Below are 21,998 nucleotides of genomic sequence, written 5' to 3'. Positions count from 1 at the left end.
GGTTTTTTTCAGCTTAGACTAAGTCAGACTTAGAATACGCCTTGAGCAAGCATCGCATCAGCAACTTTTACGAAGCCAGCAATATTTGCACCGTCTACATAGTTCACAGTACCGTCTTCCTTAGTACCGAATTTCACACAGTTACGGTGAATTTCTTTCATGATTGCGTGTAAACGCTCATCAACTTCTTCGAAAGTCCAGCCTAAACGCAATGCGTTTTGAGACATTTCCAGACCAGAAGTTGCCACACCACCTGCATTTGATGCTTTACCTGGCGCATAAAGAATTTTCGCTTCAACGAATTTCTCAACCGCTTCAAGCGTAGAAGGCATGTTCGCACCTTCAGCCACACAGATTACACCGTTTGCAAGAAGCTGAGCAGCGTCGTCTGCATCAAGTTCGTTTTGAGTCGCACATGGCAATGCGATATCACACTTGATACCCCAAGGACGTTGTCCTTCAAGATATTCGAAACCATGTTTAGACGCGAATTCTGAAATACGGCCACGTTTTACATTTTTAAGTTCCATGACTTCAGCAAGAAGCGCCTCAGTGAAACCGTCTTTAACGTGAACTGTACCGGCAGAGTCAGAAAGTGAAACCACTTTCGCACCGAGGTACATTGCTTTTTCAGCAGCATATTGCGCAACGTTACCAGAACCTGAAATCGCAACAACTTTATCTTTGAAGCTTTCGCCACGAGACTTAAGCATTTCCTCAGCGAAATACACAGTACCGTAACCCGTTGCTTCCGGACGTGCCAATGAACCACCGAAAGTTAAACCTTTACCAGTGAATACACACGCAGTGTCGTTACTTAATTTTTTCATCATGCCGGCCATGTAGCCCACTTCACGACCGCCTACACCAATATCACCTGCAGGGATATCTGTGTTCGCACCAAGGTGACGATACAGCTCGATCATTAAAGCCTGGCAGAAACGCATGATTTCGCCTTCTGATTTGCCTTTAGGGTCAAAATCAGAACCGCCTTTACCGCCACCCATAGGAAGTGTGGTTAAAGCATTTTTAAATGTTTGCTCAAAGCCTAAGAATTTTAGGATTGAAAGATTCACTGAAGGGTGGAAACGCATACCACCTTTAAATGGACCGATCGCTGAGTTGTACTGTACGCGGAACGCACGGTTTACTTGAGTCTGACCTTGGTCATCTACCCAAGAAACTCGGAACTGGATCGCACGTTCTGGCTCAACTAGACGTTCTAGTAAACCATGTGCTGCGTATTGTGGGTTCTTTTGAATGAACGGCCACAAACTAGTCATCACTTCTTCTACAGCTTGAAGAAATTCTGGTTGATGTGCATCACGTGATTTTACGTAATCTAGGAACTCATTAAGTGTGTTGTATTTCAACGCTTAATCCTCAGCAGAAAATGGATCAAAATTGGTCAAATTTACAATCAATGTTAAATTTTGGCGCAAAATATTAAATATCTTTTGTAACTAATCTACAATACTTTTTTTGAAAATACTTTAAAATTAATTTGATAACAAATATTTATATTGATTATGAAAATTTTTTCTATGTCAGGAAATGCCAATCGAATCAAGGCTTAGATTCAGATTTATGCCTAATAATAAGGCACAAGTTGACCCTTAATTGCGCACGACTTAGGAGTTTAAAAATATGTTAAAATTGATGAATCGACATATTTTGTTTCACTTACTCTCTCATGCTTGCCATGAGTAACGCTGGTTATACATGAATTCGCCCATTTCTCTGGTCCAATCGATTGACGCTTTACTCCCTCAAACCCAATGTGGACTCTGCGGTCATCGTGACGGATGTTTACCTTATGCCCAGTCGATTACTGAGGGGGAAAATGCCAATAAATGTGTGCCGGGCGGACAGCCTGTTGCCGATGCTTTGGCTGCATTATTAAATCGTCCTAAACTTCAAGCTGAAGAAAGTGTCTGGCCAGTTCAAGCCGATGGTCGTCCTCAGCGCATCAAAGCCGTAATTCGTGAAGATGAATGTATTGGCTGTACCAAATGCATTAGCGCCTGCCCGGTCGATGCAATTATTGGTTCCGGTAAACTGATGCACACCATTCTGACCGATCTATGTACGGGCTGTGAGTTATGTATTCCCCCCTGTCCGGTAGACTGCATCGATTTGGTTGAAGATCAACAACCCTTGCCGACTGAAGCACAGCGTCTTGCGGAACAGGATGATCTGCGTCAGCGTTACTATGCGCACATCCAGCGTGAAGAAAAACGGCGTACCGATCGTAAGGGACCTGTGGTCCGTGCAGAAATTGATACTGCCCTGTTTGCCCGTTTCTCTGCTTTAAATGAGCAACTTCCTGTGATTGAAGTCGCGAGCAAGCCAGAGAATGCACCTGTAGCTTTCGATTCCAAGACCACGATTGAACTGGCAAAACTACGTACCCAAATTAAAAAACTGGAAAAACAGCTTTCGGTTCGTGAAGATGCCCGAAAACGCACCCAACTGGAAGAACTGACACAGCAATTACAGGCTTTACAGGGATAGAACATGACCACAGCAAAGGCCAAGCCCGTTAAAAACATGACCAAAAAGCAGATTCAGAACTTTTTTGAACGCCTGCGTGAACAGCGGCCTAACCCAAAAACTGAGCTGAATTATTCCAATCCCTTTGAATTACTGGTCGCGGTCACGCTCTCTGCTCAAGCTACCGATGTCAGCGTCAACAAAGCCACAGACAAACTCTTTCCAGTCGCCAATACACCGGAAGCCATTTATGCGCTAGGTGTGGACGGCTTGAAGGAATATATCAAGACCATTGGTTTATATAACTCGAAAGCGGTCAACGTGATTAAAGCCTGCGAGATGCTGATTCAGAAGCACAACAGCATCGTACCGGACAATCGTGCAGACTTAGAAGCCCTGCCGGGTGTAGGTCGTAAAACGGCGAATGTGGTACTGAATACGGCCTTTGGTCAGCCGACCATGGCGGTTGATACCCATATTTTCCGGGTAGGTAACCGTACCGGACTAGCGGTTGGCAAAAATGTGTTGGAAGTTGAACACCGTCTGGTCAAAGTCATTCCCAAGGAATTTATCATTGATTCACATCACTGGCTGATTTTACACGGTCGTTATACGTGTATTGCGCGCAAACCGAAATGTCATGAATGTGTAGTATCCGATGTGTGTAACTGGCCGGATCGGTTTGAATTTGGTGCAGCCCGCCAAATTGCAGTGAAAAATATTGAGCTTGCTGAATAGAACGGCGTGATCAAGCTGGGATAAAAATAGGTGACCAATGTGTCACCTTTTTATCGACTATGAGAAGAGTGCTTTTCGTTCAAACCAAATTCTTAGCTGAGCTGAACTATTATGGATTATTTATCCTGATCTTGTTCAGCCTTTTCCTGCTGCTTGCGCTGTTCAAGTTCGGCTTTTAATTTTGGATGGAGCTGGCGCTCAGGTCGCTTTGCTGCATTTTCAGCACGTTCTTCCTGACGTACTTTGTTGAGCATTTTAAAACTGAAATAGAACAGACCTACCAATACTGCCAGAAAGACTACCATCAACACCAATACGCCAAATTTCATAGCAACAAGTACCCTGTTCAAATACGCAATAAAAAAGAGCCCTAATATGACTTAGGGCTCTCCGATTGTCAAAATCATCGTCAGCCGATTATTTTGCCTGATCCAGAATCGCGAAAAGATCAGTTTGAACTTCATCGATTGGACGTAAACCGTTTAGCTTGTCATAAGTTGGTGCATTTTCACCAGACGCTGCACGGCCTTGGTAGAAACCAACCAGTTGCTCGGTTTCAGTGTGGTAAGAACCTAGACGCTTGCGAATTGTTGCTTCCAGATCATCAGGACGCTGAACCAGATCTTCACCCGTTTCGTCATCCTTACCTTCCACTTTTGGCGGATTGTAAACGATGTGATACACACGGCCAGATGCCGGGTGCTGACGACGGCCAGAAAGACGTTGTACGATCTCTTCATCCGGTACATCAATTTCAATCACGTGATCAATAGTGATGCCTTCATTTTCCAAAGCTTCTGCTTGAGGAATGGTACGCGGGAAACCATCAAAAATGCAGCCGTTTACACAGTCAGGTTGCGCAATGCGCTCTTTCACCAGACCAATGATCAACTCATCAGAAACCAAACCGCCATTGTCCATGACACTTTTAGCTTGTAGACCTAATTCAGTTCCTTCACGAATTGCAGCACGGAGCATATCACCGGTTGAAATTTGTGGGATATTGTAGCGCTTACAGATCAACTGAGCTTGTGTACCTTTACCTGCTCCAGGTGGTCCGAGTAAGATAATGCGCATATATAAACATCCTCATTTAAACAATATGTATGACGCCACGACCACAATCACCCGATTGTGTCCCCCGACATCTCATTATAAGAAAGCCACAAACAAATGGATTAAACCCGCGACAAAACCGGTTACCCCACCCAATAAAATCAGAATCCATTCATCTTCCTGAAATGCAGGACGTAAAAGATTCTGAAACTCCTTCGGAGTCAACTCACGTATGCGGTCTCTAAACATTTGATAGATTTTCTGTGCACGGCTCGCATTAAATGCTGGGTCGCATACAGGTACCATCGTAATTTCAATCGAGCGATCGATCAAGTCCGTCTTGAGTTTTGCATACTCTTTTGGTCCTAAAGACAGCTGTAAAGAGGTCCGAACCAGGGGTGTTTCCATAATTTCATTAATATGACGTTTGATAATGCGGCGGGTTTTGTCTTTTCTGCCGCCATACATCATCTCGGTCATGATCGATTTTAACGTAATCAGGTCTTCTGTGACTACACTTGCGAAGACGTCAGAGACTTCATCCTGACGTTTCATAAATGCGCCTTGTATGTTATAGGTGCCGATACGAGGAATCACCGGCTTAATCCACGGAAACTTGCGATTTGTGGTACGGGCAAAGAATTGCGGGTACTTTACTGGGTGTGGATAGAGTGGGTTGAATACCATCCAGATCGCGATCCAGTTGGTCAAAAAGCCCCAGATCGCAGCCCAGAACGGTACAGTCCAGTGCCACGGCACTACAAACCAGACAATCATCTGGAAAATCCCAAAGAACATCCCGATGAGGGCACTGATATGCCAGATAAAATTGATCTCTTTTTGACCCACCTTCAGGAACATACGCACCATCAAGCGACGGTCGCCTTCCATCTGGCTCACTACCATTTCACGCATATCTACAAGTGACTCGACGTTCATGGTCAGCTCAGTCACTAATTCACGCAAAATTGCCGGCATTTGTTTTTGTGCTTGTGCATAAATTCTGCGCTTAATAGCAAAAGGTAGGTTTTCCCAGAGCACCGCATTGCGATCCATCATCACTTCATCAATCAGGTGTTCCAGTTCGAAACCGACCTGCTCGCCAATGATGCGTGCCATATCATCCGGATCCATCGCCTGTAAAAATTCGCGGATAGAGCCTAATTTTGATAGTGTGTTATCGGTAATAATGCCTGAAATACGTCCAGCTTTGCGTGGCACAATCCCTTGCCAGCCCACAGGTAAAGGCCCGAGATGGAAACCCCAAAAATTGATCGGATAAAAGACCATTTTCAGCGCCATCCAGACGTGAGCCCAGGTTACAAATGCAGTCACTGGAATAATGCTGAGCACGGCCCAAAAATCCGGGCGGTTTACAAAGGTTTGCCACAACTCGTTGACGTACTCAAGCATGCATAACTTCCATATTTAATTTTTTGTTCACAGAATACACATATTAATAAGGTCGAATATTTTGTCTATAAACCGATACTTAAAGTATAGGAAAATTGTAGCCGGGGTTCTGTTTCAGCCACAGCACGACCATTTCGGTCTTCGAGTTTCTCTCCGGCACCGATCCCGACACTAAAACTGCTGATCCGTTCTGAACTAAGCAAAACATAGGCCAAATCAACGCCAGCACCTAAACGGCCTTCATACTCGCCATCAACCCGTTTGCTGTCGATATGCCCGGCATAAACCCCGACATAATAACCATTTTTGTCTTTGCCGGTGAGATGTGCAGGATAACGAAAGCCTGCCTGGCCGCCAATCGTACGATCATCATCCAGAAAAACACCACCTTTCACATAAGCAATCCCATAAGGGTTCACCCATTCGGTATTTAAATGCAGTAATTTCTGGGTAAAACCAACACCCACATTAAAGGCTTTTGCCTGAGCAGGCTCTATTTTGGTTGCAGTATTATTAATCTGATCATGTGCATAAGCCCCGTTCGCCCACAATGCAAACGCTAACAAAGGGTAAACCTTGTTCATTCCTTCACCATCTTCCTTAATTATAGTTTTTGGTATAGTCCTATTTTTATTAGATTTTACTCTAGCAGAATTATCACAACTCTTATATACAGCACTTTACAATTTTAATGTCTGCAAAGTCAAAGCTTAAAGGAACTGATTGTAAGGGCAGTTTTTCATTATCAAATCAAGTGCAGTTGCGTTAGAATACTCCACTTTGATTCTTTTCTACCACTCTCAGGTCTTAAGTCGATCGCGTATGAAGCAGCACTTTCCTTTAAAAAACGCACAACAAGAAAAGCGCATCTATCGCAGTCGAGTCTTGATTTCCATGGGGATTGTCATTTTCTTTATGCTGCTGCTGGTCAGCCGCTATGCCTATTTGCAACTGTTTAACTTTGAAAGCTTTACTACAGCTTCTGATGAGAACCGGATTCGTCTACAACCTTTACCGCCAGCGCGTGGTTATATTTATGACCGTAACGGCGTGTTGCTGGCCGATAACTATCCAGTATTTACTGCCACTTTAAGTCGTGCTGACGTACAGGATATCGATCAAACGCTCGAACGCCTGAAACCGATTCTGGAATTGACCGAAGAAGATCTTGAACGCTTTCAAACCCGGATTAAAACAGCGCGTAAAACCGAACGGGTTTCAATCAAGCTCAACCTGAATGAAAATGATATTGCCCGTTTCAGTGAAGTGAAATATCAATTTCCGGGCGTGAATATTGAAACCCAGATGACCCGCTACTATCCGCATGGTGACCTGTTCGCACATGTGATTGGTTATGTCGGTCGGATTAATGACAAAGAACTGAAATCAATTGATAAGGATCTCTATGCTGGAACCAACCTGATCGGAAAAATCGGTGTGGAAAAATCCTATGAAGAACTTTTACATGGTGTGCCGGGAAATGAATCGGTAGAAGCAGATGCCTTTGGTAATGTGCTGCGTCATTTGGGCCGTAAAGATCCAGTGCGTGGTAATGACCTGTTCCTGTCACTGGATTACGGTTTACAGGTAGTCGCTTCGGAGCAACTGGCCGGGCGTCGTGGCGCGATTGTGGCGATGAATCCTAAAACCGGAGAAATTCTGGCGCTGGTCTCCAGCCCAAGTTTTAACCCGAATCTGTTTGTGACTGGGATTAGCACCAAAGATTATTCCTACTTACGTGATAACCTTGATCAGCCGCTATATAACCGGGCGGTTCAAGGAACTTATCCTCCAGGTTCGACCATTAAACCGATGTTTGGCCTGGGTGGCCTTCATTATGGCCTGGTCGATTGGGATACAGCAATTTCCGATCCCGGCTATTTCACACTTCCGGGCGATTCGCATAAATTCCGCGACTGGAAAAAGTCAGGACACGGCGTAGTCAACTTGCATAAATCGCAAGTGGTCTCCTGTGATACTTATTTCTATGTCATGTCCTACCGTATGGGTATTGAAAAAATGAATACCTGGATGCGTCAGTTTGGCTTTGGTGAAAAAACCGGCGTGGACTTACCAAGTGAAAGCTCAGGACTGTATCCAAACCCGGAATGGAAGATGCGTACCCGCAAGGCCAAATGGTCACGCGGTGAAACCATTTCCGTCAGTATTGGTCAGGGTGCTTTTACCTCTACGCCATTACAGCTGGCTATGGCCACAGCCATTACCGCCAACCATGGCAATAAAGTCATTCCCCATGTTCTGCGTGAAAGTCGCGGTGCCAAACCATTCAAGGTGCATAATGGCACGCATGGCAAGATCGATTTTAACGGTCAGGAAGAAGACTGGATCAAGATGCGTGATGCGATGGTAGACGTGATTCAATCCGGTACAGGCCGAGGCATTAAAAGCGGCTTACAATATTCTATTGCCGGAAAAACCGGTACGGCACAGGTGAAAAGTATTGCTCAGGGCAAGCGCTATAATGAATCCTTATTGACCGATCGTCAGCTGGATCATGGCCTGTTTGTCGGTTTTGCACCTGCTGAAAATCCTGAAATTGCGATTGCAGTTATTCTGGAAAATGGTCGCGGTGGTAGTGCCGCAACGGCTCTGGCCCGTCCAATTTTTGATTACTGGTTACTGCATAAAGATAAAAATCCGGTACGCCCACAAGGCCACCAATTAAGTGGCGGTCTGATGACGGCCGGAATCAAGCCAGCTGAATTGCCAAGTGGTGCAGGCATGTTAAGTCAAGATGCAGCATCTAGTGCCGTTCCAGCCAGTGACCAGCCCAACACGACTGCTCCGACTTCTGCAAATACGACTGCATCTCCCGCAGCAACACCTGCTCCGACACCGGTAGAGCGAGATTAAAGATGAAAAACCAGCTTCGAATTATTGGTGGTGACTGGAAACGCCGCCAACTGCCTTTTGCCAGCATTGAGGGTTTGCGCCCGACGCCTGACCGTGTTCGGGAAACACTGTTTAACTGGCTGATGTGGAATGTACAAAATGCACAGGTGTTGGATATTTGTGCCGGTTCTGGGGCATTAGCGTTTGAGGCATTATCGCGTGGTGCTGCATCAGTGGTGATGATTGAGCCGGATCGTACTCAGGCACAATTTCTGACCCAAAATCTTGAACTGTTAAAAGTCACCAAAGCACGTGCACAATTAAAAGTGGCTACGGCGCAGCAAGCCTTGCCCGCTCTTCAGACACAGTTTGATCTGGTTTTTCTAGATCCGCCATATAGCTTAGATTTATGGGAAGAACTAGCGCTAAAGGCAGATCCTCTGATCAAGGACAATGCCTATATTTATGTAGAAGCAGATCGTGATTTACAATTACTTAAATTACCGTCCTCATGGCGTTTAATTAAAAATACCAAAGCCGGTACAGTTCGTGCGGGGCTTTATCAAAAAAGTATTTCTTGATTTAAATTGTTTTGAAGAGCCATTAAAAAAGGATTCCTCAGTGGAATCCTTTTTGTCATTGTAGTCAGTCAAATTTAAAGACTGTGATTAACGATCACGGCGCCAGTCGCGGTTATCTCGGTCACGTTTCCAATCCCGATGATCTTTATGGTCCTTATTTTTCCAGTCATGATTTCTGTGGTCTCGATCATAATGTCCATTACGATCTCTGTTGCCACGATAATCATCATCCCAAGGATCAACCACACAACCGGTTAATGACACAGCCAATACAGAAAGTAATATCACTTTTTTCATCATGTCCATCACCTCTTACTGCACTCTGTCAGTATCAGGCGAGTTCATGGAGAGTGAACGGAGCCATTGTTGCACTCTTGTAGAGATTTATGCATGTTTTATGCATGGCCGTAAACCTCTTTTTTCTTAATTAGCATTCATGCTTTTATGAGAATTTGAACTTTCATTTGCATAAATCCAGCTAAATGGAAGCTTGGCTTTTGTTTAAATCTTGAGAATACTGCTGCCTTTGCTTATGACCTGATCTTTATGACTTGGCTGTTATTTATTCTTGGTGCAATGGTCGCAGGTTTTGTCCAGGGGCTGACCGGCTTTGCCTTTGCCCTGATCGCCATGTCTTTCTGGGTCTGGGTGCTGCCTCCGCAACTGGCCGCGCCCTTGCTGGTATTTGCCTCGATCTGGAGTCATGTGATTTCACTCAGTCAGGAAAAAAAGCAGCTAGTTTTATCCAGGCAGTTGGTGCTGCCTTATCTGATTGCTGGTCTGATTGGCGTGCCGCTGGGTACTTATCTGTTGCAGATCATTCAAGCAGATACCTTTAAGATGATCTTGGGATTTTTTCTGGTACTGTGGTGTCCGGTGATGCTATTCAATCCGCAATTCAAAACAATTCAGCATTCAGGAAAATTGACTGATAGCTGCATCGGTTTTATTGGCGGAATTTTAGGAGGACTGGGCGGTTTTTGCGGTGCCATTCCTTCGGCCTGGGTGATGTTAAAACAATTACCCAAAACCCAGCAGCGCTATATTTTACGGCACTTTAATTTTGCAATTCAGCTTTTCACGCTGGGTACTTATGTATGGCAAGGCCTGATCAATCAAAGCCATTTACCCTATATGGCCTTGCTGATTGTTTTTGTGAGTATTCCGGCAATTTTAGGCGCAAAACTATTTTATAAAATTTCGGAATTACTGTTCAAACGCATGATCTTAAGTTTACTCGTTAGTGCAGGCTGTTTTCTATTAGCGTCCCAATTCATTTAAACACAAGATCAAGCCGAGTCTGTCTTCCCCGCTAAAGCTTGAATCCGTTGAAATAACTGCTATGTTAAGGCCAATCTTTGTAAATATAGATCATCATTATGCAGATTCGTGATCAGATTGTTCTTGTTACTGGTGGTGCACGTGGTTTGGGTTTAGCCATTACTCAGGCTTTACTGGCTGAGGGCGCGCGCGTGGTCGTCAATTATCATAGCAGTCAGCAGCAAGCTGAACAGCTGGCCCAGCAGTATCCTGAACAGGTATTTATTTATCAGGCAGATGTCACTCAAACTGATCAGGTCCGCGCTTTATTTGCCGCAGCTAAAACCCATTTCGGGGAAGCGATTCATGCTGTAATCAATAACGCACTGATTCAATTTGAATTTAATGGTGATGCACGCCCTAAAGTAGAAACGCTGACTTGGGATATGTTGCAACGGCAATTTAGCGGTGCAGTACAGGCTGCCTTAAATACTACACAAGCCGCACTGGATGATATGAAACAGGCAGGGTTTGGCCGGATCGTGAATATTGGTACAAACCTGGTGCAAAATCCGGTGGTTCCTTATCATGACTATACCACCGCCAAAGCTGCATTATTGGCCTTTACCCGCACCACGGCGCAGGACTTGGGACAATATGGCATCAATGTGAATATGCTCTCTGGTGGCCTGTTACAAACCACGGATGCCAGTAAGGCCACACCTGACATTGTCTTTGACCTGATTGCTCAATCGACGCCTTTACGCCGCGTAATTACACCAGAAGAATTTGCTGCTGCAATCCTGATGTTTTTGTCACCTTATTCACGTGCCGTCACAGGACAAAACCTGATTGTAGATGGCGGGCTGGTCAAAGGTTAAATGTTTAGAGAATGGACTTGAATTTTCAAATTCTGTTGTTCTATTTTTTAACCATTTGGTAGATTAAAAAGGTTTTGTGACCGGGTTTTACTTCTACAATAGTGCGCTCCCATAAAGCCTTTAGTCTACTTTCCATGAAATTTATCACGACATTGCTCAGTACCTTGCTACTGGCAGGTTGTATGTCCAGCGATTTGAAAAAATCAGAACAATTACTGCAAAATTTCCATTGTGCCAAGGTAGATACCGCCCAAATGCCACATAGCAGTATGACCGACTATTATCAGCAGATGTTGTATAGCAGCAAATCCAAAGTCGAGTCTTATATCAAACAGTATCATCAAGGTGAAGAGCTGTTTGACCTGCCACTGCATGAAGTGGTGGAGCAACAATATGATCTTTATAAAGATGCCTGCCAAAATCTGGGTGGAATTTTACCCGCTTCTGAAAATGCATCTTAAGTCTGTCAATCTTCATGATGATTAGGCAATAAAAAAGCAGGAGAATTTTCCTGCTTTTTTTCAACTCAATTTTAATGCTGATAATAGCGCTGATCTACGCTGAAGCATTCAGGGAATTTTGGCTGAATCTCTGCATAAAATGCCATGATTTCTGCCATGTCTTTTTCATAATCCCCTGTCGGATAAACAATTTTACCTACACCAGTTTTCTTCTTCTCATAATCCATATAGGCCAATGCAATCGGCACACCTGCATTAATCGCGACATGATAAAAACCTGTCTTCCACTGTTCCTGTTTAGCACGAGTCGCTTCTGGCGTGACCAGCATCACCAGTTTAGGATGGGTCTTGAATAATTCCGTCATCACCTGAACCATACTCGGACTAGGCTCCCCCGGCTGTTTAGGACGGCGATCAATCCCGATACCGCCCATAGCACGCACAAAAGGTCCAAATGGCAATTTCATATAACTGTCTTTAATGGTTAAGCGAACATTCACACCTAATGCTTTTAAGGCCAGTCGCGCATACAGTGCATCCCAATTACTGGTATGAGGTGCAGCAATCATGACACATTGGTCTAAATCTAAGGGCCAATGGTTATCAATTTCCCAACCCATCAGATTCAGGCTTTGTTCTGCTAACTTCTCAAACACGTCACGCACCAATTCTATTAAAAATTGCGCGAATTTTAGCAACCTCGGCAAATATAGATAGTGCCATATGATCAATAAATAAACAGTTAATCTATATTTGTATAATTGGAATTTTTAAATGAATAGTTGATTATTTTTTCCACCTTGAACTTATCTCATACATCAATTTACGGATAGTTCAGATTGCTTCCCAATATAAATAGGAATTTCTTTCTAATTTAAAGGATTCATGCATTAAAAAGCTCTTGACCTCCTAATTTTGGGATATGGCAAAAACGAGGGTCTTTTTATACTGAATCCACATTATAAATTTCAGGAAGATTCTAATGAAAAAGACTTTACTTTGTATTGCTTTAGCGGGGTTACTTAGTGCCTGCGGCGGTTCGGATGATAATGCCAGTACACCTCCAGCAAACAATGTTGGCACCCAAACCGGCGTACTGACGGACGGAATCATTTCAGGGGTGACCTATATCACCAGTAGTGGTGCAACAGGAGTTACCAACGAAAAAGGAGAATTTAAATTTAATGATGATGAAAAAGTAAAATTCTTTATTGGGGGTGTACAACTCGGTGATGAAATTGAAGCAAAGGAGCGTATCACACCATTAGATTTAGTCGAAAGTGAAAATGCGCGTATCAACCTTATGGTTTTTTTACAATCCTTAGATGGAAAAGGTGATCATAGCGATGGCATTCAGATTAGTGATGACACTAAAACAGCCTTCACTGCTGTAAAGCTTAATTTTAACCAAAGTACCACCGACTTCGTAAATGAAGTTGTCACCAAAACAGCCATCACACCAGATCAGTTGATAACACCAGAAAAAGCTTCAGAAAACTTCCAAGCAACCTTCTACAAAGATATTGCCGGTACGTGGGAGATTAACCGTACCGATAACACTGCTGTGTTGATTCACATTCTGGAAGATGGACGCTATGCACTAGGTGAAGCAGAAGCAAAAGATGAGAGTGGTCAAGCAGGCATTGAAATGGGCCGCTTAAAATGGAATGCAACAACAACCGTGATTGAACCGGAAATCCTACATGACACCAATGGTGAATGGGGACTTTCACATCCTGCCGAGAATAAACCTTATTCTTTAAACTTTAATGGAACTCAATTAATTCTTACTGAACCCGGCGTTAGTACTGAATACCGTTTAAATCGAGTTAAGCAGTCTAATAGTCTCGTCGGCACGTGGCGACTCAATGAAACGCACCTATTTGCTTTCTTTGATAACAACTATTATTTCTTCCTAGACACTGAAGGTGGAGATGACTGTGGTTGGCCAGGAATTGAATATGGCAAATATACATTGTCAGCAAATACTCTCACCACAACCGAGGTATTATTCGATACCAACGAGTGTGGTGGATTACAAGATAGTTCAAATGGCGGTAAGACAATTGCAAACATCAATATATCTAACAACAATCTTATCTTACATCCGCAAGGTGAAGATCCTGTAACTTTACAACGTGTTAAATAACCCACATCAACCGGCTTGAATATGAAATTCAAGCCGGTTTAATCAATATGTTCAAATTGAATGGTACAGCCCATCAATAAATGCATCAGTTCGATTTGCGAACAACATTGGGTTTTTTCATAAATATTTTTAAAATACGTCCGTACCGAACTCAACGTAATGCCACACTGTTCTGCAATATCTTCTATTTTATAACCATTAATTAACAACTCGCATAAATCAAACTCTCGTTTGGAAAGCTGGTAACATTGTTGTAGGTAAGTTCTTGACAGGGAATAATACTGGTTTTTATCCGTCATAAATAATGCAATCTGATGTTGAGCAGACTGTAAATGTTGCATATTTCTTAATTTTTTAAATGGCACCACCGTCAGCATGAATTGCGAGCCTGCCCCATCACTCAACGCCAGGACTCCACCCACTTCAGTCTGAATGGTCGTATCTTCCAGTAAAGCGCTTTCCAAAAGCTGATCAATACGTATCTGCTGAGCATAATTGGTTTTTAGACGGTTATGTATATCGAGATCCAGACATGAACTTTGATCAAGCATCTTTTGCGCAACAGGATTGGAATAACTTAAACACAGGTCTTGATCGAGCAGTACAATTCCGGTTTTTAAACTATCCAATACAGTATACAAGCTTAAATTATCTTGCTGAATCAAGTTGATTTGCCGGTGAATTTGCAAAGCCCGGCGTAAATGGATACTGATACGTCTTAAAAAATCCAGCTCAGGCTGTTCAAAAGGCTGTACTTCAGGTGCACGATGAATACCCAGTACTGCCCAACGATAATTTCCCCGATCCAGCAATACTCCCGCCAGATAAGATACACCGCCAGGCTTTAAACACTTCTCATAGAACACATAGTGATCCGTACCCGGCTGTTCTGCATAGTGCTGACAGTTATGACTTAAAGCATCGCCCATCTCGATCGCATTCCATAAGGGCATATGCAGTTTCATATCAATCACTCTGATACGCTCCTCTTGATAAGCGGCCAGACTTTCATTCGGGATATTGTGCGTATAGACAAAGTCATAGCCTGGATTAAGCTGATCCAGACCGGTAAAAATTGCACTCTTACTTTTAGTATAGCTCACGATATCTTTGATCACGTCCAGCCACAAAGATGGTAATACAGCAGCATCATAAATTTTTGCAATCAGATTATTTTCTTGTTCTAATTTCATTATCCCCTCCGCATTATCATTATTTTCTAATCATAGCGTTCAGAATTGGTTAACGAAACAGCATAAAGTGACTTTAAACTTGGCTAAAAATTCTTAAATCCTGCTCACTTATCAATAACTCTGGCCTCATTCACCTAATGAATCAAACTTTAACAAGATTGCCCTATTTATCTGTACTGACTACTTTTAATGTAATTCATAACAAATAATTTAATAGGGTTAAAACAATGAAAAAATTAACGCTTACTGCTGCGATAGCAGTCGTTCTTGCAGGAGCTTTAACCGCCTGTTCAAAGCCCAATGATAATGAGCCGATGAGTAATAATGCTCAATCCAGCCCAGCCATGATGGAGCAAAATAACGCGGATACTAGTGTGAACCGTGCTGATAGCGCAGAAACTTCGCTAGATTGGGCAGGTGAATACGAAGGTGTTTTTCCTTGTGCTGACTGTGAAGGGATTAAGGTCGAGTTAGATCTCAATCCGGATAAAACCTATGACCTAAATGAGGAATATTTAGGTAAAGCTGGAAATAATGAGACGGAAACTAAAGGTAGTTTCAGTTTTGACCCTCAAGATCCTTCAATCATCACATTAGATAACAAAGCTGAAAACCGTAAATTCTTTGTTGGTGAAAATTTTGTTGAAGCACGCGAGATGAAATCAGGTAAAAAAATCGACAGTAATTTAAATTATAAATTAGTTAAAAAGTCCGCATCATAATTTTGTAAACGCATAAAAAAATCCCCGCTATTGCGGGGATTTTTTATGAAATGCTCGGATGATGAATTACATCATGCCGCCCATACCACCCATGCCACCCATATCAGGCATTGCAGGTTTGTCTTCTGGGATTTCAGTGATCATGCATTCAGTGGTCAGCATCAAGCCAGCAACAGAAGCGGCGTGCTCAAGTGCAGAACGCGTTACTTTAGCAGGGTCAAGAATACCCATTTCCAGCATATCGCCATATTCGCCAGTTGCAGCGTTATAACCGAAGTTACCTTCGCCATTCTTCACAGCGTTGATCACTACAGAAGGCTCATCACCTGCGTTAGATACGATTTGACGAAGCGGTGCTTCAATCGCACGACGAAGAATGTTGATACCTACGTTTTGGTCATCATTCGCGCCTGTTACGCCTTCAAGTGCAGATGCAGCACGTACTAGTGCAACACCACCACCCGCAACGACACCTTCTTCAACTGCAGCGCGAGTCGCATGAAGCGCGTCATCTACACGGTCTTTTTTCTCTTTCATTGCAACTTCAGTTGCAGCACCGATTTTGATGACAGCAACACCGCCAGCAAGTTTCGCTACACGCTCTTGAAGTTTTTCTTTGTCATATTCTGAAGTAGATTCTTCGATCTGTGCACGGATTTGCTGTACACGGTCAGCGATTTGGCCAGCATTACCAGCACCATCTACAATTACAGTATTTTCTTTAGATACAGTTACTTTATGTGCTGTACCCAAGTGATCAAGCGTCGTTTGATCCAGCTGCATGCCGATTTCTTCAGAAATCACAGTACCGCCAGTCAAGATCGCGATGTCTTGAAGCATAGCTTTACGACGATCACCAAAACCAGGTGCTTTTACCGCACATACTTTGATAATACCGCGCATGTTGTTGACAACAAGCGTCGCAAGCGCTTCGCCTTCAACATCTTCAGAAATGATTAAAAGCGGTTTGCCAGTTTTAGCAACAGCTTCAAGTACTGTAATCAATTCACGAATATTGCTGATTTTCTTATCAACAAGAAGAATGAATGGATTTTCAAGTTCAGCTGTTAAAGTATCTTGCTTGTTCGCGAAGTACGGAGAAATATAACCGCGGTCGAACTGCATGCCTTCAACTACGTCAAGCGAATCTTCGAAGCCTGAACCTTCTTCAACCGTGATCACGCCTTCTTTGCCCACTTTTTCCATTGCTTGCGCAATCAGCTGACCTACAGTCGTATCAGAGTTAGCAGAGATCGAACCTACTTGTTCAATCGCTTTAGAGTCTGATGCTGGTTTTGCAGTTGCCTTGATGTTTTCAACTACAGAACGTACCGCAATATCGATACCGCGTTTCAAGTCCATTGGGTTCATACCCGCTGTTACTGACTTGATGCCTTCATTCAAAATTGCTTGTGCCAATACAGTTGCAGTCGTTGTACCATCACCTGCGATGTCATTGGTTTTTGAAGAAACTTCACGAACCAGTTGAGCACCCATGTTCTCGAACTTGTCTTTCAGCGTAATTTCTTTGGCAACAGTGACACCATCTTTAGTGATGTGCGGTGCACCAAAAGAACGGTCGATAACAACGTTACGGCCCTTAGGACCCAAAGTAACCTTTACTGCATCTGCAAGGGTGTTTACACCAGCAATCATTTTTGAACGAGCTGAATCACCAAATTTTACGTCTTTAGCTGACATATTTGACTCCGAATATTGTTGTATCTTTACAAAATCTGATTTGGAATGAATAAAACTTTTTTAGCGCAGATTAAGCTTCTAATACCGCTAAAATGTCAGATTCTTTCATGATTAAAAGCTCTTCGCCGTTTACTTTTACAGTAGTGCCTGCATAAGTACCGAACAATACTTTGTCGCCAACTTTTACGTCTAACGCGCGTACGCCATTATCAGTGATTTGACCATTACCAACTGCAATGATTTCACCTTGAGCAGGTTTCTCAGCAGCCGAACCTGGAAGTAAAATGCCTCCAGCTGTTTTAGTTTCTTCTTCAACACGACGAATAACAACGCGGTCATGTAATGGACGAATGTTGCTCATAAATAACTCCATCAGACTAAGTCTTTTTTAGGTCACTGATGACGACTTAATTATTCCATGGGTCATCATCAAAAATTTTTGATGTCACTTTTATGGAGATGGAATAAAACGCTTCAAGGGCAAAAATGAAAAAAAATTGGTTTTTTTTAACGAATCATAGGTTTTCGTCTATTTATTCGGCAGATCAGCCTTCAACATAAAGGCTTGTGCCACTTCATCGAATAAATATTGAGAAATTTTTCCTGTGGCATCAATCAGATTAAAGCTGTTCGGTTCATCTTTATGTAGACGATTTGACGCAGAAGTCCCTGCATGTACATCATATACAGGATGATCCATCCCCAATCCGAACATCTGATTCAAATCATAAATCGCCGGTTGATGCAGATGCCCATGCAACACCGCAAACAGACCATGCTCTGCCCAGGCCTCTAAAGCAATTTTGGCCATCAATGGGCTGTCCTTGAAACCGCGCTTATTTTGAAAAGGCACATAAAAAGGCTGATGGCTGACAATGATTTTTAATTTGGAAGCAGGCGCCTGCGCCAGCGTCAGGTCAATACGCTGAATCTGCTCAAGGGATAAATGCCCTTTGGTATGATATCGACGTCGGATCGAATTCACCCCAATCAGATAAAAATTTTCAGTTTCAAATATTGGCTCCAATTCACCAAAAAAAATCTGGTAACGGGTAAATGGATTGAAAAGCCGATTCCACAAATGATAGAGCGGAATATCATGATTCCCCGGGATCACCATATAAGGCGTATTGAGCTGATCTAAAAATTTTTTGCAGGCAAAGAATTGACCCAAACGTGCGCGCTGAGTCAGGTCACCACTGATGACGACGGCTTCAAGTGGATGGGTCTGACAGAAATGCCGAATCGCTTCTAAACACTCCGGCTTCTCTGTTCCAAAATGCAGATCAGACAGATGCAGGATCATGTGGCACCATTACGTTTAGGCTATCTTTTAATACAGAAATATTGAGTGGCGGGGCCATTTCCACAATTTCCCCATCAATCGCTACCATCAGTTTCTTGGCTCGGGATTCGATTCGGACTTGATCGGCTGCAAAACTATAAACACCCGATGCCTGGTCAATCTTGCCACGAATCAGCTGATACACTAGCTTAAATAAAGTAAGCTTATCACTTTTAGAAACTACCACTCCCGCCACTTTACCTTTTTCAGCCGCTTCTGCAATGCGCATTTTCATATCTGCCAGTTGCAAGGGATTATTGCCAAAAAAGATCAGTGGTGTTTTTACCGGATATTTCTTTTGATCCACCCAGATTTTTAGTTTTAATTCTCTACGATCGCGAATTAAAACATCCAGTGCAGAGGTATAGGCATGTAGCGGTAGGCGACCAAAAATACGATTATAGTCTTCACGTTTTTTAATGAATAAAGGATATAGACCTAGACTGGCATTATTCAGATAAATTTCCTGATTGATACGAGCAACATTCATACGTTGTGGCTGTCCTGTCGCAATCACTTTTGCCGCTTCAAGCAAATCCAGCGGAATCCCCAATAATCTCGCCACATAGTTAAAAGTCCCTAAAGGCAAAATACCGACAGGAATTTGCGTATTCAACACATGTTTGGCGACTGTATTTAAAGTGCCATCTCCGCCTGCCGCAACGATGATTCCTGACTCGCTAGATGCCAAATGCTGTTCAAGCACCTCAACCATAATTTTATCAAATTGCTGTGAATCATTGATTTCATAAGCTTTAGTTTGATAACCCTGCGCTGAAAATATATCGATCAGCTGCTCATAAATGCCTTCTGGCCCCTGTATGCGAAAACCAGCTTTATGATTAAAAATCAGCGATAAGGGTTTAGATTGATTAGACATTTTTCGCGCAATTTCATTGAAGCCTATTGGCATTTTGTCCAATTCATAGACAATTAACAGTGGCTTTATGTAAAATTCAAATGGCAACCATTTATTTAATCAATAATGAATATTAGAGATCTTATAAAACTAAGATAATGATTTTAATATCAATTTTTAAAATAAATACCACTCATCACTTATATAAATAACCTTAATAATTCAAATGTTTAGTTTTATCTTGTTGTTTTACTTATATTTATAAATAAAATAGCATTATATTCCAAAAGAAATCTAGCACTTCTTTGGTCTTATTTTTTTTATCATTTTATGCTTTAATACAGCCACTTTTTTTCATACTTCATCTGGGCGATATTTTTTATTGCTCGGATTGTACTTTGTACATCTAATTTGTACACATTTGAGATAGGCCTCACCATGACCCAAGTGAACGCACCAGAATTCGTTCGTCACCCTAAGCTTATTGCTTGGGTGGAAGAGATTGCTAAATTAACAAAACCAGCAAAAATTGAATGGTGTGACGGTAGCGCAGAAGAATATCAACGTTATATCGACTTGATGATCGCTAACGGCACAATGCAAGCGCTGAATCAAGAAACTCATCCTGGTTCTTATCTTGCAAATTCTGATCCGTCTGACGTAGCACGTGTTGAAGATCGTACTTACATCTGTTCTGAAAACAAAGACGATGCTGGCGCGACCAACAACTGGGAAGCACCTGCTGTCATGCGCGAAAAATTGAACGGTTTATTTGACGGTTCAATGGCAGGTCGTACACTTTATGTGGTTCCATTCTCAATGGGTCCATTGGGTTCTCATATCGCTCATATCGGTATCGAGTTAACTGACTCTCCTTACGTTGCAGTAAGCATGTCTAAAATGGCTCGCATGGGTAAAGCTGTTTATGACGTTCTTGGTACTGACGGTGAATACGTTCCTTGCGTACACACTGTAGGTGCTCCGCTTGCGAACGGCGAAAAAGATGTTGCATGGCCTTGCAACAAAGAAAAATACATCGTGCATTACCCAGAAACTCGTGAGATCTGGTCTTATGGTTCTGGTTATGGCGGTAACGCATTGTTGGGTAAAAAATGCCTGGCATTACGTATTGCATCATTTATGGGTCGTCAACAAGGCTGGTTAGCTGAACACATGCTGATCCTTGGCGTGACCAATCCACAAGGCGAAAAACACTACATCGCAGCTGCATTCCCATCTGCATGTGGTAAAACAAACTTCGCTATGTTGATTCCACCAGCTGGCTATGAAGGCTGGAAGATTGAAACTGTAGGTGACGATATTGCCTGGATCAAACCAGGTGAAGACGGTCGCTTATATGCAATCAACCCTGAAGCTGGCTTCTTCGGTGTAGCGCCTGGTACCAATACCAAAACCAACCCGAACTGTATGGCAACCATGCACAAAGACGTGATTTATACCAACGTTGCTGTGACTGACAACGGTGAAGTTTGGTGGGAAGGTCTGACTAAAGAAGCGCCTGCCAACCTGACTAACTGGAAAGGTCAACCACACACTGGTGAAGAAAAAGCAGCGCATCCAAATGCTCGCTTCACTGTTGCAGCTGGTCAATGCCCTTCTATTGATGCTGACTGGGAAAATCCAGCAGGTGTTCCAATTTCCGCGTTCATCTTCGGTGGTCGCCGTGCAGACACTGTGCCTCTAATTTCAGAAGCATTTGACTGGGTTGACGGTGTTTACAAAGCTGCAACGATGGGCTCTGAAACAACTGCTGCTGCTGTTGGTCAACAAGGTGTTGTTCGTCGTGACCCGTTCGCGATGCTTCCATTCGCGGGCTACAACATGGCAGATTACTTCACGCACTGGTTAGAAATGGGTGAGCAAGTGGGTGCGAAAGCTGCTGCTGCTGGCAACAAACTTCCAGGTATCTACAACGTGAACTGGTTCCGTCGTGATGCTGAAGGCAACTTCGTATGGCCTGGTTTCGGTCAAAACATGCGTGTTCTTGAGTGGATCATTGACCGTTGTGAAGGTCGTGCTGATGCTGTTGAAACACCAATCGGCCTAGTTCCTACTTACGAACAGCTGAACTGGACTGGTTCTGACTTCACTAAAGAACAGTTTGACCTAGTAACTTCTCAAGACAAAGATCAATGGATCAAAGAGCTTGAAAGCCATACTGAATTGTTCGATAAGTTAGGTGAGCGTTTACCGGAAGCGTTAAAAACTCGTCAAGCAGAACTTATTGCTGCGGTTAAATCTGCTTAATTGCTGATTTAATTAAAAAAGGTCG

22 protein-coding genes are annotated in these 21,998 nt (G+C 43.0%); 10 read left to right on the top strand and 12 right to left on the bottom strand.

Going from position 1 to position 21,998, the window contains the following annotated elements; genetic code table 11:
• Positions 1–29: 29 nt before the first annotated feature.
• Positions 30–1,373 carry an NADP-specific glutamate dehydrogenase gene (gdhA, locus tag ACP7BU_RS08615; protein WP_004279492.1) on the bottom strand — a complete coding sequence of 448 codons (1,344 nt, stop codon included), beginning with the start codon at positions 1,371–1,373 and terminating at the stop codon, positions 30–32.
• A gap of 349 nt (positions 1,374–1,722) precedes the next feature.
• On the opposite strand from gdhA, the gene ACP7BU_RS08610 reads away from it, so the two are divergent.
• Both ACP7BU_RS08610 and nth read left to right on the top strand, forming a co-directional pair.
• Positions 1,723–2,514 (top strand): RnfABCDGE type electron transport complex subunit B, encoded by a 792-nt coding sequence (locus ACP7BU_RS08610; protein WP_005104626.1) that lies wholly within the window; start codon positions 1,723–1,725, stop codon positions 2,512–2,514.
• A 3-nt stretch (positions 2,515–2,517) separates the two neighbouring features.
• Positions 2,518–3,231 carry an endonuclease III gene (gene nth, locus ACP7BU_RS08605; RefSeq protein WP_425879753.1) on the top strand — a complete coding sequence of 238 codons (714 nt, stop codon included), beginning with the start codon at positions 2,518–2,520 and terminating at the stop codon, positions 3,229–3,231.
• Between the two features lie 116 nt (positions 3,232–3,347).
• Here nth and ACP7BU_RS08600 read toward each other — a convergent pair whose 3' ends face one another.
• The 4 genes from ACP7BU_RS08600 to ACP7BU_RS08585 form a co-directional block, all read right to left on the bottom strand.
• Positions 3,348–3,560, bottom strand: coding sequence for a hypothetical protein (locus tag ACP7BU_RS08600; RefSeq protein ID WP_425879751.1), 213 nt, complete (start codon positions 3,558–3,560; stop codon positions 3,348–3,350).
• An 88-nt stretch (positions 3,561–3,648) separates the two neighbouring features.
• Positions 3,649–4,308, bottom strand: coding sequence for an adenylate kinase (gene adk, locus ACP7BU_RS08595; protein ID WP_253147639.1), 660 nt, complete (start codon positions 4,306–4,308; stop codon positions 3,649–3,651).
• Positions 4,309–4,383: 75 nt separating this feature from the next.
• On the bottom strand, positions 4,384–5,700 hold the full coding sequence (locus ACP7BU_RS08590; RefSeq protein WP_004279487.1) for a membrane protein: 1,317 nt from the start codon (positions 5,698–5,700) through the stop codon (positions 4,384–4,386).
• Between the two features lie 65 nt (positions 5,701–5,765).
• Positions 5,766–6,284: a hypothetical protein gene (locus ACP7BU_RS08585; protein ID WP_425879749.1), complete on the bottom strand. Its 519-nt coding sequence runs from the start codon at positions 6,282–6,284 to the stop codon at positions 5,766–5,768.
• Between the two features lie 238 nt (positions 6,285–6,522).
• On the opposite strand from ACP7BU_RS08585, the gene mrdA reads away from it, so the two are divergent.
• Together mrdA and rsmD are read left to right on the top strand one after the other, a co-directional pair.
• Positions 6,523–8,574, top strand: a complete 2,052-nt coding sequence (mrdA, locus tag ACP7BU_RS08580; protein ID WP_425879747.1) for a penicillin-binding protein 2 — start codon at positions 6,523–6,525, stop codon at positions 8,572–8,574.
• 2 nt (positions 8,575–8,576) lie between these two features.
• A complete protein-coding gene (gene rsmD, locus ACP7BU_RS08575) occupies positions 8,577–9,134 on the top strand; it encodes a 16S rRNA (guanine(966)-N(2))-methyltransferase RsmD (protein ID WP_425879745.1) in 558 nt (185 codons plus the stop codon).
• Between the two features lie 87 nt (positions 9,135–9,221).
• On the opposite strand, the gene ACP7BU_RS08570 is transcribed toward rsmD, so the two are convergent.
• Positions 9,222–9,434 (bottom strand): hypothetical protein, encoded by a 213-nt coding sequence (locus ACP7BU_RS08570; protein ID WP_004646324.1) that lies wholly within the window; start codon positions 9,432–9,434, stop codon positions 9,222–9,224.
• A gap of 246 nt (positions 9,435–9,680) precedes the next feature.
• Between ACP7BU_RS08570 and ACP7BU_RS08565 the strand changes: the two genes are divergently transcribed.
• The 3 genes from ACP7BU_RS08565 to ACP7BU_RS08555 all read left to right on the top strand — a co-directional run bounded on the left by ACP7BU_RS08565 (position 9,681) and on the right by ACP7BU_RS08555 (position 11,736).
• Entirely contained in the window at positions 9,681–10,415 is a 735-nt protein-coding gene (locus ACP7BU_RS08565; protein ID WP_425879742.1) for a sulfite exporter TauE/SafE family protein, read from the top strand.
• 98 nt (positions 10,416–10,513) lie between these two features.
• The gene (locus tag ACP7BU_RS08560) at positions 10,514–11,275 is read left to right on the top strand and encodes a 3-oxoacyl-ACP reductase (RefSeq protein ID WP_005246935.1); all 762 of its coding nucleotides are present in this window, start codon (positions 10,514–10,516) and stop codon (positions 11,273–11,275) included.
• 134 nt (positions 11,276–11,409) lie between these two features.
• Positions 11,410–11,736 (top strand): hypothetical protein, encoded by a 327-nt coding sequence (locus tag ACP7BU_RS08555; RefSeq protein ID WP_005107497.1) that lies wholly within the window; start codon positions 11,410–11,412, stop codon positions 11,734–11,736.
• A 71-nt stretch (positions 11,737–11,807) separates the two neighbouring features.
• On the opposite strand, the gene ACP7BU_RS08550 is transcribed toward ACP7BU_RS08555, so the two are convergent.
• Positions 11,808–12,356 (bottom strand): 1-acyl-sn-glycerol-3-phosphate acyltransferase, encoded by a 549-nt coding sequence (locus tag ACP7BU_RS08550; protein WP_253159325.1) that lies wholly within the window; start codon positions 12,354–12,356, stop codon positions 11,808–11,810.
• A 362-nt stretch (positions 12,357–12,718) separates the two neighbouring features.
• Here ACP7BU_RS08550 and ACP7BU_RS08545 point away from each other — a divergent pair, with 362 nt between their 5' ends.
• Positions 12,719–13,885, top strand: coding sequence for a hypothetical protein (locus tag ACP7BU_RS08545; protein ID WP_425879740.1), 1,167 nt, complete (start codon positions 12,719–12,721; stop codon positions 13,883–13,885).
• A gap of 38 nt (positions 13,886–13,923) precedes the next feature.
• On the opposite strand, the gene ACP7BU_RS08540 is transcribed toward ACP7BU_RS08545, so the two are convergent.
• The gene (locus tag ACP7BU_RS08540) at positions 13,924–15,078 is read right to left on the bottom strand and encodes a LuxR C-terminal-related transcriptional regulator (protein ID WP_425879738.1); all 1,155 of its coding nucleotides are present in this window, start codon (positions 15,076–15,078) and stop codon (positions 13,924–13,926) included.
• Positions 15,079–15,305: 227 nt separating this feature from the next.
• Here ACP7BU_RS08540 and ACP7BU_RS08535 point away from each other — a divergent pair, with 227 nt between their 5' ends.
• The gene (locus ACP7BU_RS08535; RefSeq protein ID WP_247143330.1) at positions 15,306–15,800 is read left to right on the top strand and encodes a copper resistance protein NlpE; all 495 of its coding nucleotides are present in this window, start codon (positions 15,306–15,308) and stop codon (positions 15,798–15,800) included.
• 66 nt (positions 15,801–15,866) lie between these two features.
• On the opposite strand, the gene groL is transcribed toward ACP7BU_RS08535, so the two are convergent.
• From groL to ACP7BU_RS08515, 4 genes are all read right to left on the bottom strand, one after another.
• Positions 15,867–17,501: a chaperonin GroEL gene (gene groL, locus ACP7BU_RS08530; RefSeq protein WP_004279474.1), complete on the bottom strand. Its 1,635-nt coding sequence runs from the start codon at positions 17,499–17,501 to the stop codon at positions 15,867–15,869.
• Between the two features lie 70 nt (positions 17,502–17,571).
• A complete protein-coding gene (locus ACP7BU_RS08525) occupies positions 17,572–17,862 on the bottom strand; it encodes a co-chaperone GroES (RefSeq protein ID WP_004646315.1) in 291 nt (96 codons plus the stop codon).
• Positions 17,863–18,030: 168 nt separating this feature from the next.
• Positions 18,031–18,807, bottom strand: coding sequence for a metallophosphoesterase family protein (locus ACP7BU_RS08520; protein ID WP_004646314.1), 777 nt, complete (start codon positions 18,805–18,807; stop codon positions 18,031–18,033).
• The gene (locus tag ACP7BU_RS08515) at positions 18,788–19,726 is read right to left on the bottom strand and encodes a diacylglycerol/lipid kinase family protein (RefSeq protein WP_425879734.1); all 939 of its coding nucleotides are present in this window, start codon (positions 19,724–19,726) and stop codon (positions 18,788–18,790) included. Before ACP7BU_RS08515 ends, ACP7BU_RS08520 begins: the two co-directional genes overlap by 20 nt.
• Before the next feature lie 417 nt (positions 19,727–20,143).
• On the opposite strand from ACP7BU_RS08515, the gene ACP7BU_RS08510 reads away from it, so the two are divergent.
• Positions 20,144–21,973 carry a phosphoenolpyruvate carboxykinase (GTP) gene (locus ACP7BU_RS08510; protein WP_004279470.1) on the top strand — a complete coding sequence of 610 codons (1,830 nt, stop codon included), beginning with the start codon at positions 20,144–20,146 and terminating at the stop codon, positions 21,971–21,973.
• Positions 21,974–21,998: the final 25 nt, after the last annotated feature.

It is taken from the genome of Acinetobacter sp. 40AMC3-4, assembly GCF_049898185.1.
Lineage (GTDB): Bacteria > Pseudomonadota > Gammaproteobacteria > Pseudomonadales > Moraxellaceae > Acinetobacter.
This window is presented reverse-complemented; position numbering and strand designations above follow the sequence as displayed.

Bases quoted from the DNA above. Each gene is read 5' to 3' on its own strand.
- ACP7BU_RS08585 (WP_425879749.1), bottom strand. From the start codon at position 6,284: ATGAACAAGGTTTACCCTTTGTTAGCGTTTGCATTGTGGGCGAACGGG.
- ACP7BU_RS08535 (WP_247143330.1), top strand. From the start codon at position 15,306: ATGAAAAAATTAACGCTTACTGCTGCGATAGCAGTCGTTCTTGCAGGA.
- ACP7BU_RS08590 (WP_004279487.1), bottom strand. From the start codon at position 5,700: ATGCTTGAGTACGTCAACGAGTTGTGGCAAACCTTTGTAAACCGCCCG.
- groL (WP_004279474.1), bottom strand. From the start codon at position 17,501: ATGTCAGCTAAAGACGTAAAATTTGGTGATTCAGCTCGTTCAAAAATG.
- ACP7BU_RS08555 (WP_005107497.1), top strand. From the start codon at position 11,410: ATGAAATTTATCACGACATTGCTCAGTACCTTGCTACTGGCAGGTTGT.
- ACP7BU_RS08570 (WP_004646324.1), bottom strand. From the start codon at position 9,434: ATGATGAAAAAAGTGATATTACTTTCTGTATTGGCTGTGTCATTAACC.
- ACP7BU_RS08550 (WP_253159325.1), bottom strand. From the start codon at position 12,356: ATGGGTTGGGAAATTGATAACCATTGGCCCTTAGATTTAGACCAATGT.
- nth (WP_425879753.1), top strand. From the start codon at position 2,518: ATGACCACAGCAAAGGCCAAGCCCGTTAAAAACATGACCAAAAAGCAG.
- ACP7BU_RS08520 (WP_004646314.1), bottom strand. From the start codon at position 18,807: ATGATCCTGCATCTGTCTGATCTGCATTTTGGAACAGAGAAGCCGGAG.
- ACP7BU_RS08540 (WP_425879738.1), bottom strand. From the start codon at position 15,078: ATGAAATTAGAACAAGAAAATAATCTGATTGCAAAAATTTATGATGCT.
- ACP7BU_RS08610 (WP_005104626.1), top strand. From the start codon at position 1,723: ATGAATTCGCCCATTTCTCTGGTCCAATCGATTGACGCTTTACTCCCT.
- ACP7BU_RS08515 (WP_425879734.1), bottom strand. From the start codon at position 19,726: ATGTCTAATCAATCTAAACCCTTATCGCTGATTTTTAATCATAAAGCT.
- ACP7BU_RS08600 (WP_425879751.1), bottom strand. From the start codon at position 3,560: ATGAAATTTGGCGTATTGGTGTTGATGGTAGTCTTTCTGGCAGTATTG.
- mrdA (WP_425879747.1), top strand. From the start codon at position 6,523: ATGAAGCAGCACTTTCCTTTAAAAAACGCACAACAAGAAAAGCGCATC.
- ACP7BU_RS08565 (WP_425879742.1), top strand. From the start codon at position 9,681: ATGACTTGGCTGTTATTTATTCTTGGTGCAATGGTCGCAGGTTTTGTC.
- rsmD (WP_425879745.1), top strand. From the start codon at position 8,577: ATGAAAAACCAGCTTCGAATTATTGGTGGTGACTGGAAACGCCGCCAA.
- ACP7BU_RS08545 (WP_425879740.1), top strand. From the start codon at position 12,719: ATGAAAAAGACTTTACTTTGTATTGCTTTAGCGGGGTTACTTAGTGCC.
- ACP7BU_RS08560 (WP_005246935.1), top strand. From the start codon at position 10,514: ATGCAGATTCGTGATCAGATTGTTCTTGTTACTGGTGGTGCACGTGGT.
- ACP7BU_RS08525 (WP_004646315.1), bottom strand. From the start codon at position 17,862: ATGAGCAACATTCGTCCATTACATGACCGCGTTGTTATTCGTCGTGTT.
- ACP7BU_RS08510 (WP_004279470.1), top strand. From the start codon at position 20,144: ATGACCCAAGTGAACGCACCAGAATTCGTTCGTCACCCTAAGCTTATT.
- adk (WP_253147639.1), bottom strand. From the start codon at position 4,308: ATGCGCATTATCTTACTCGGACCACCTGGAGCAGGTAAAGGTACACAA.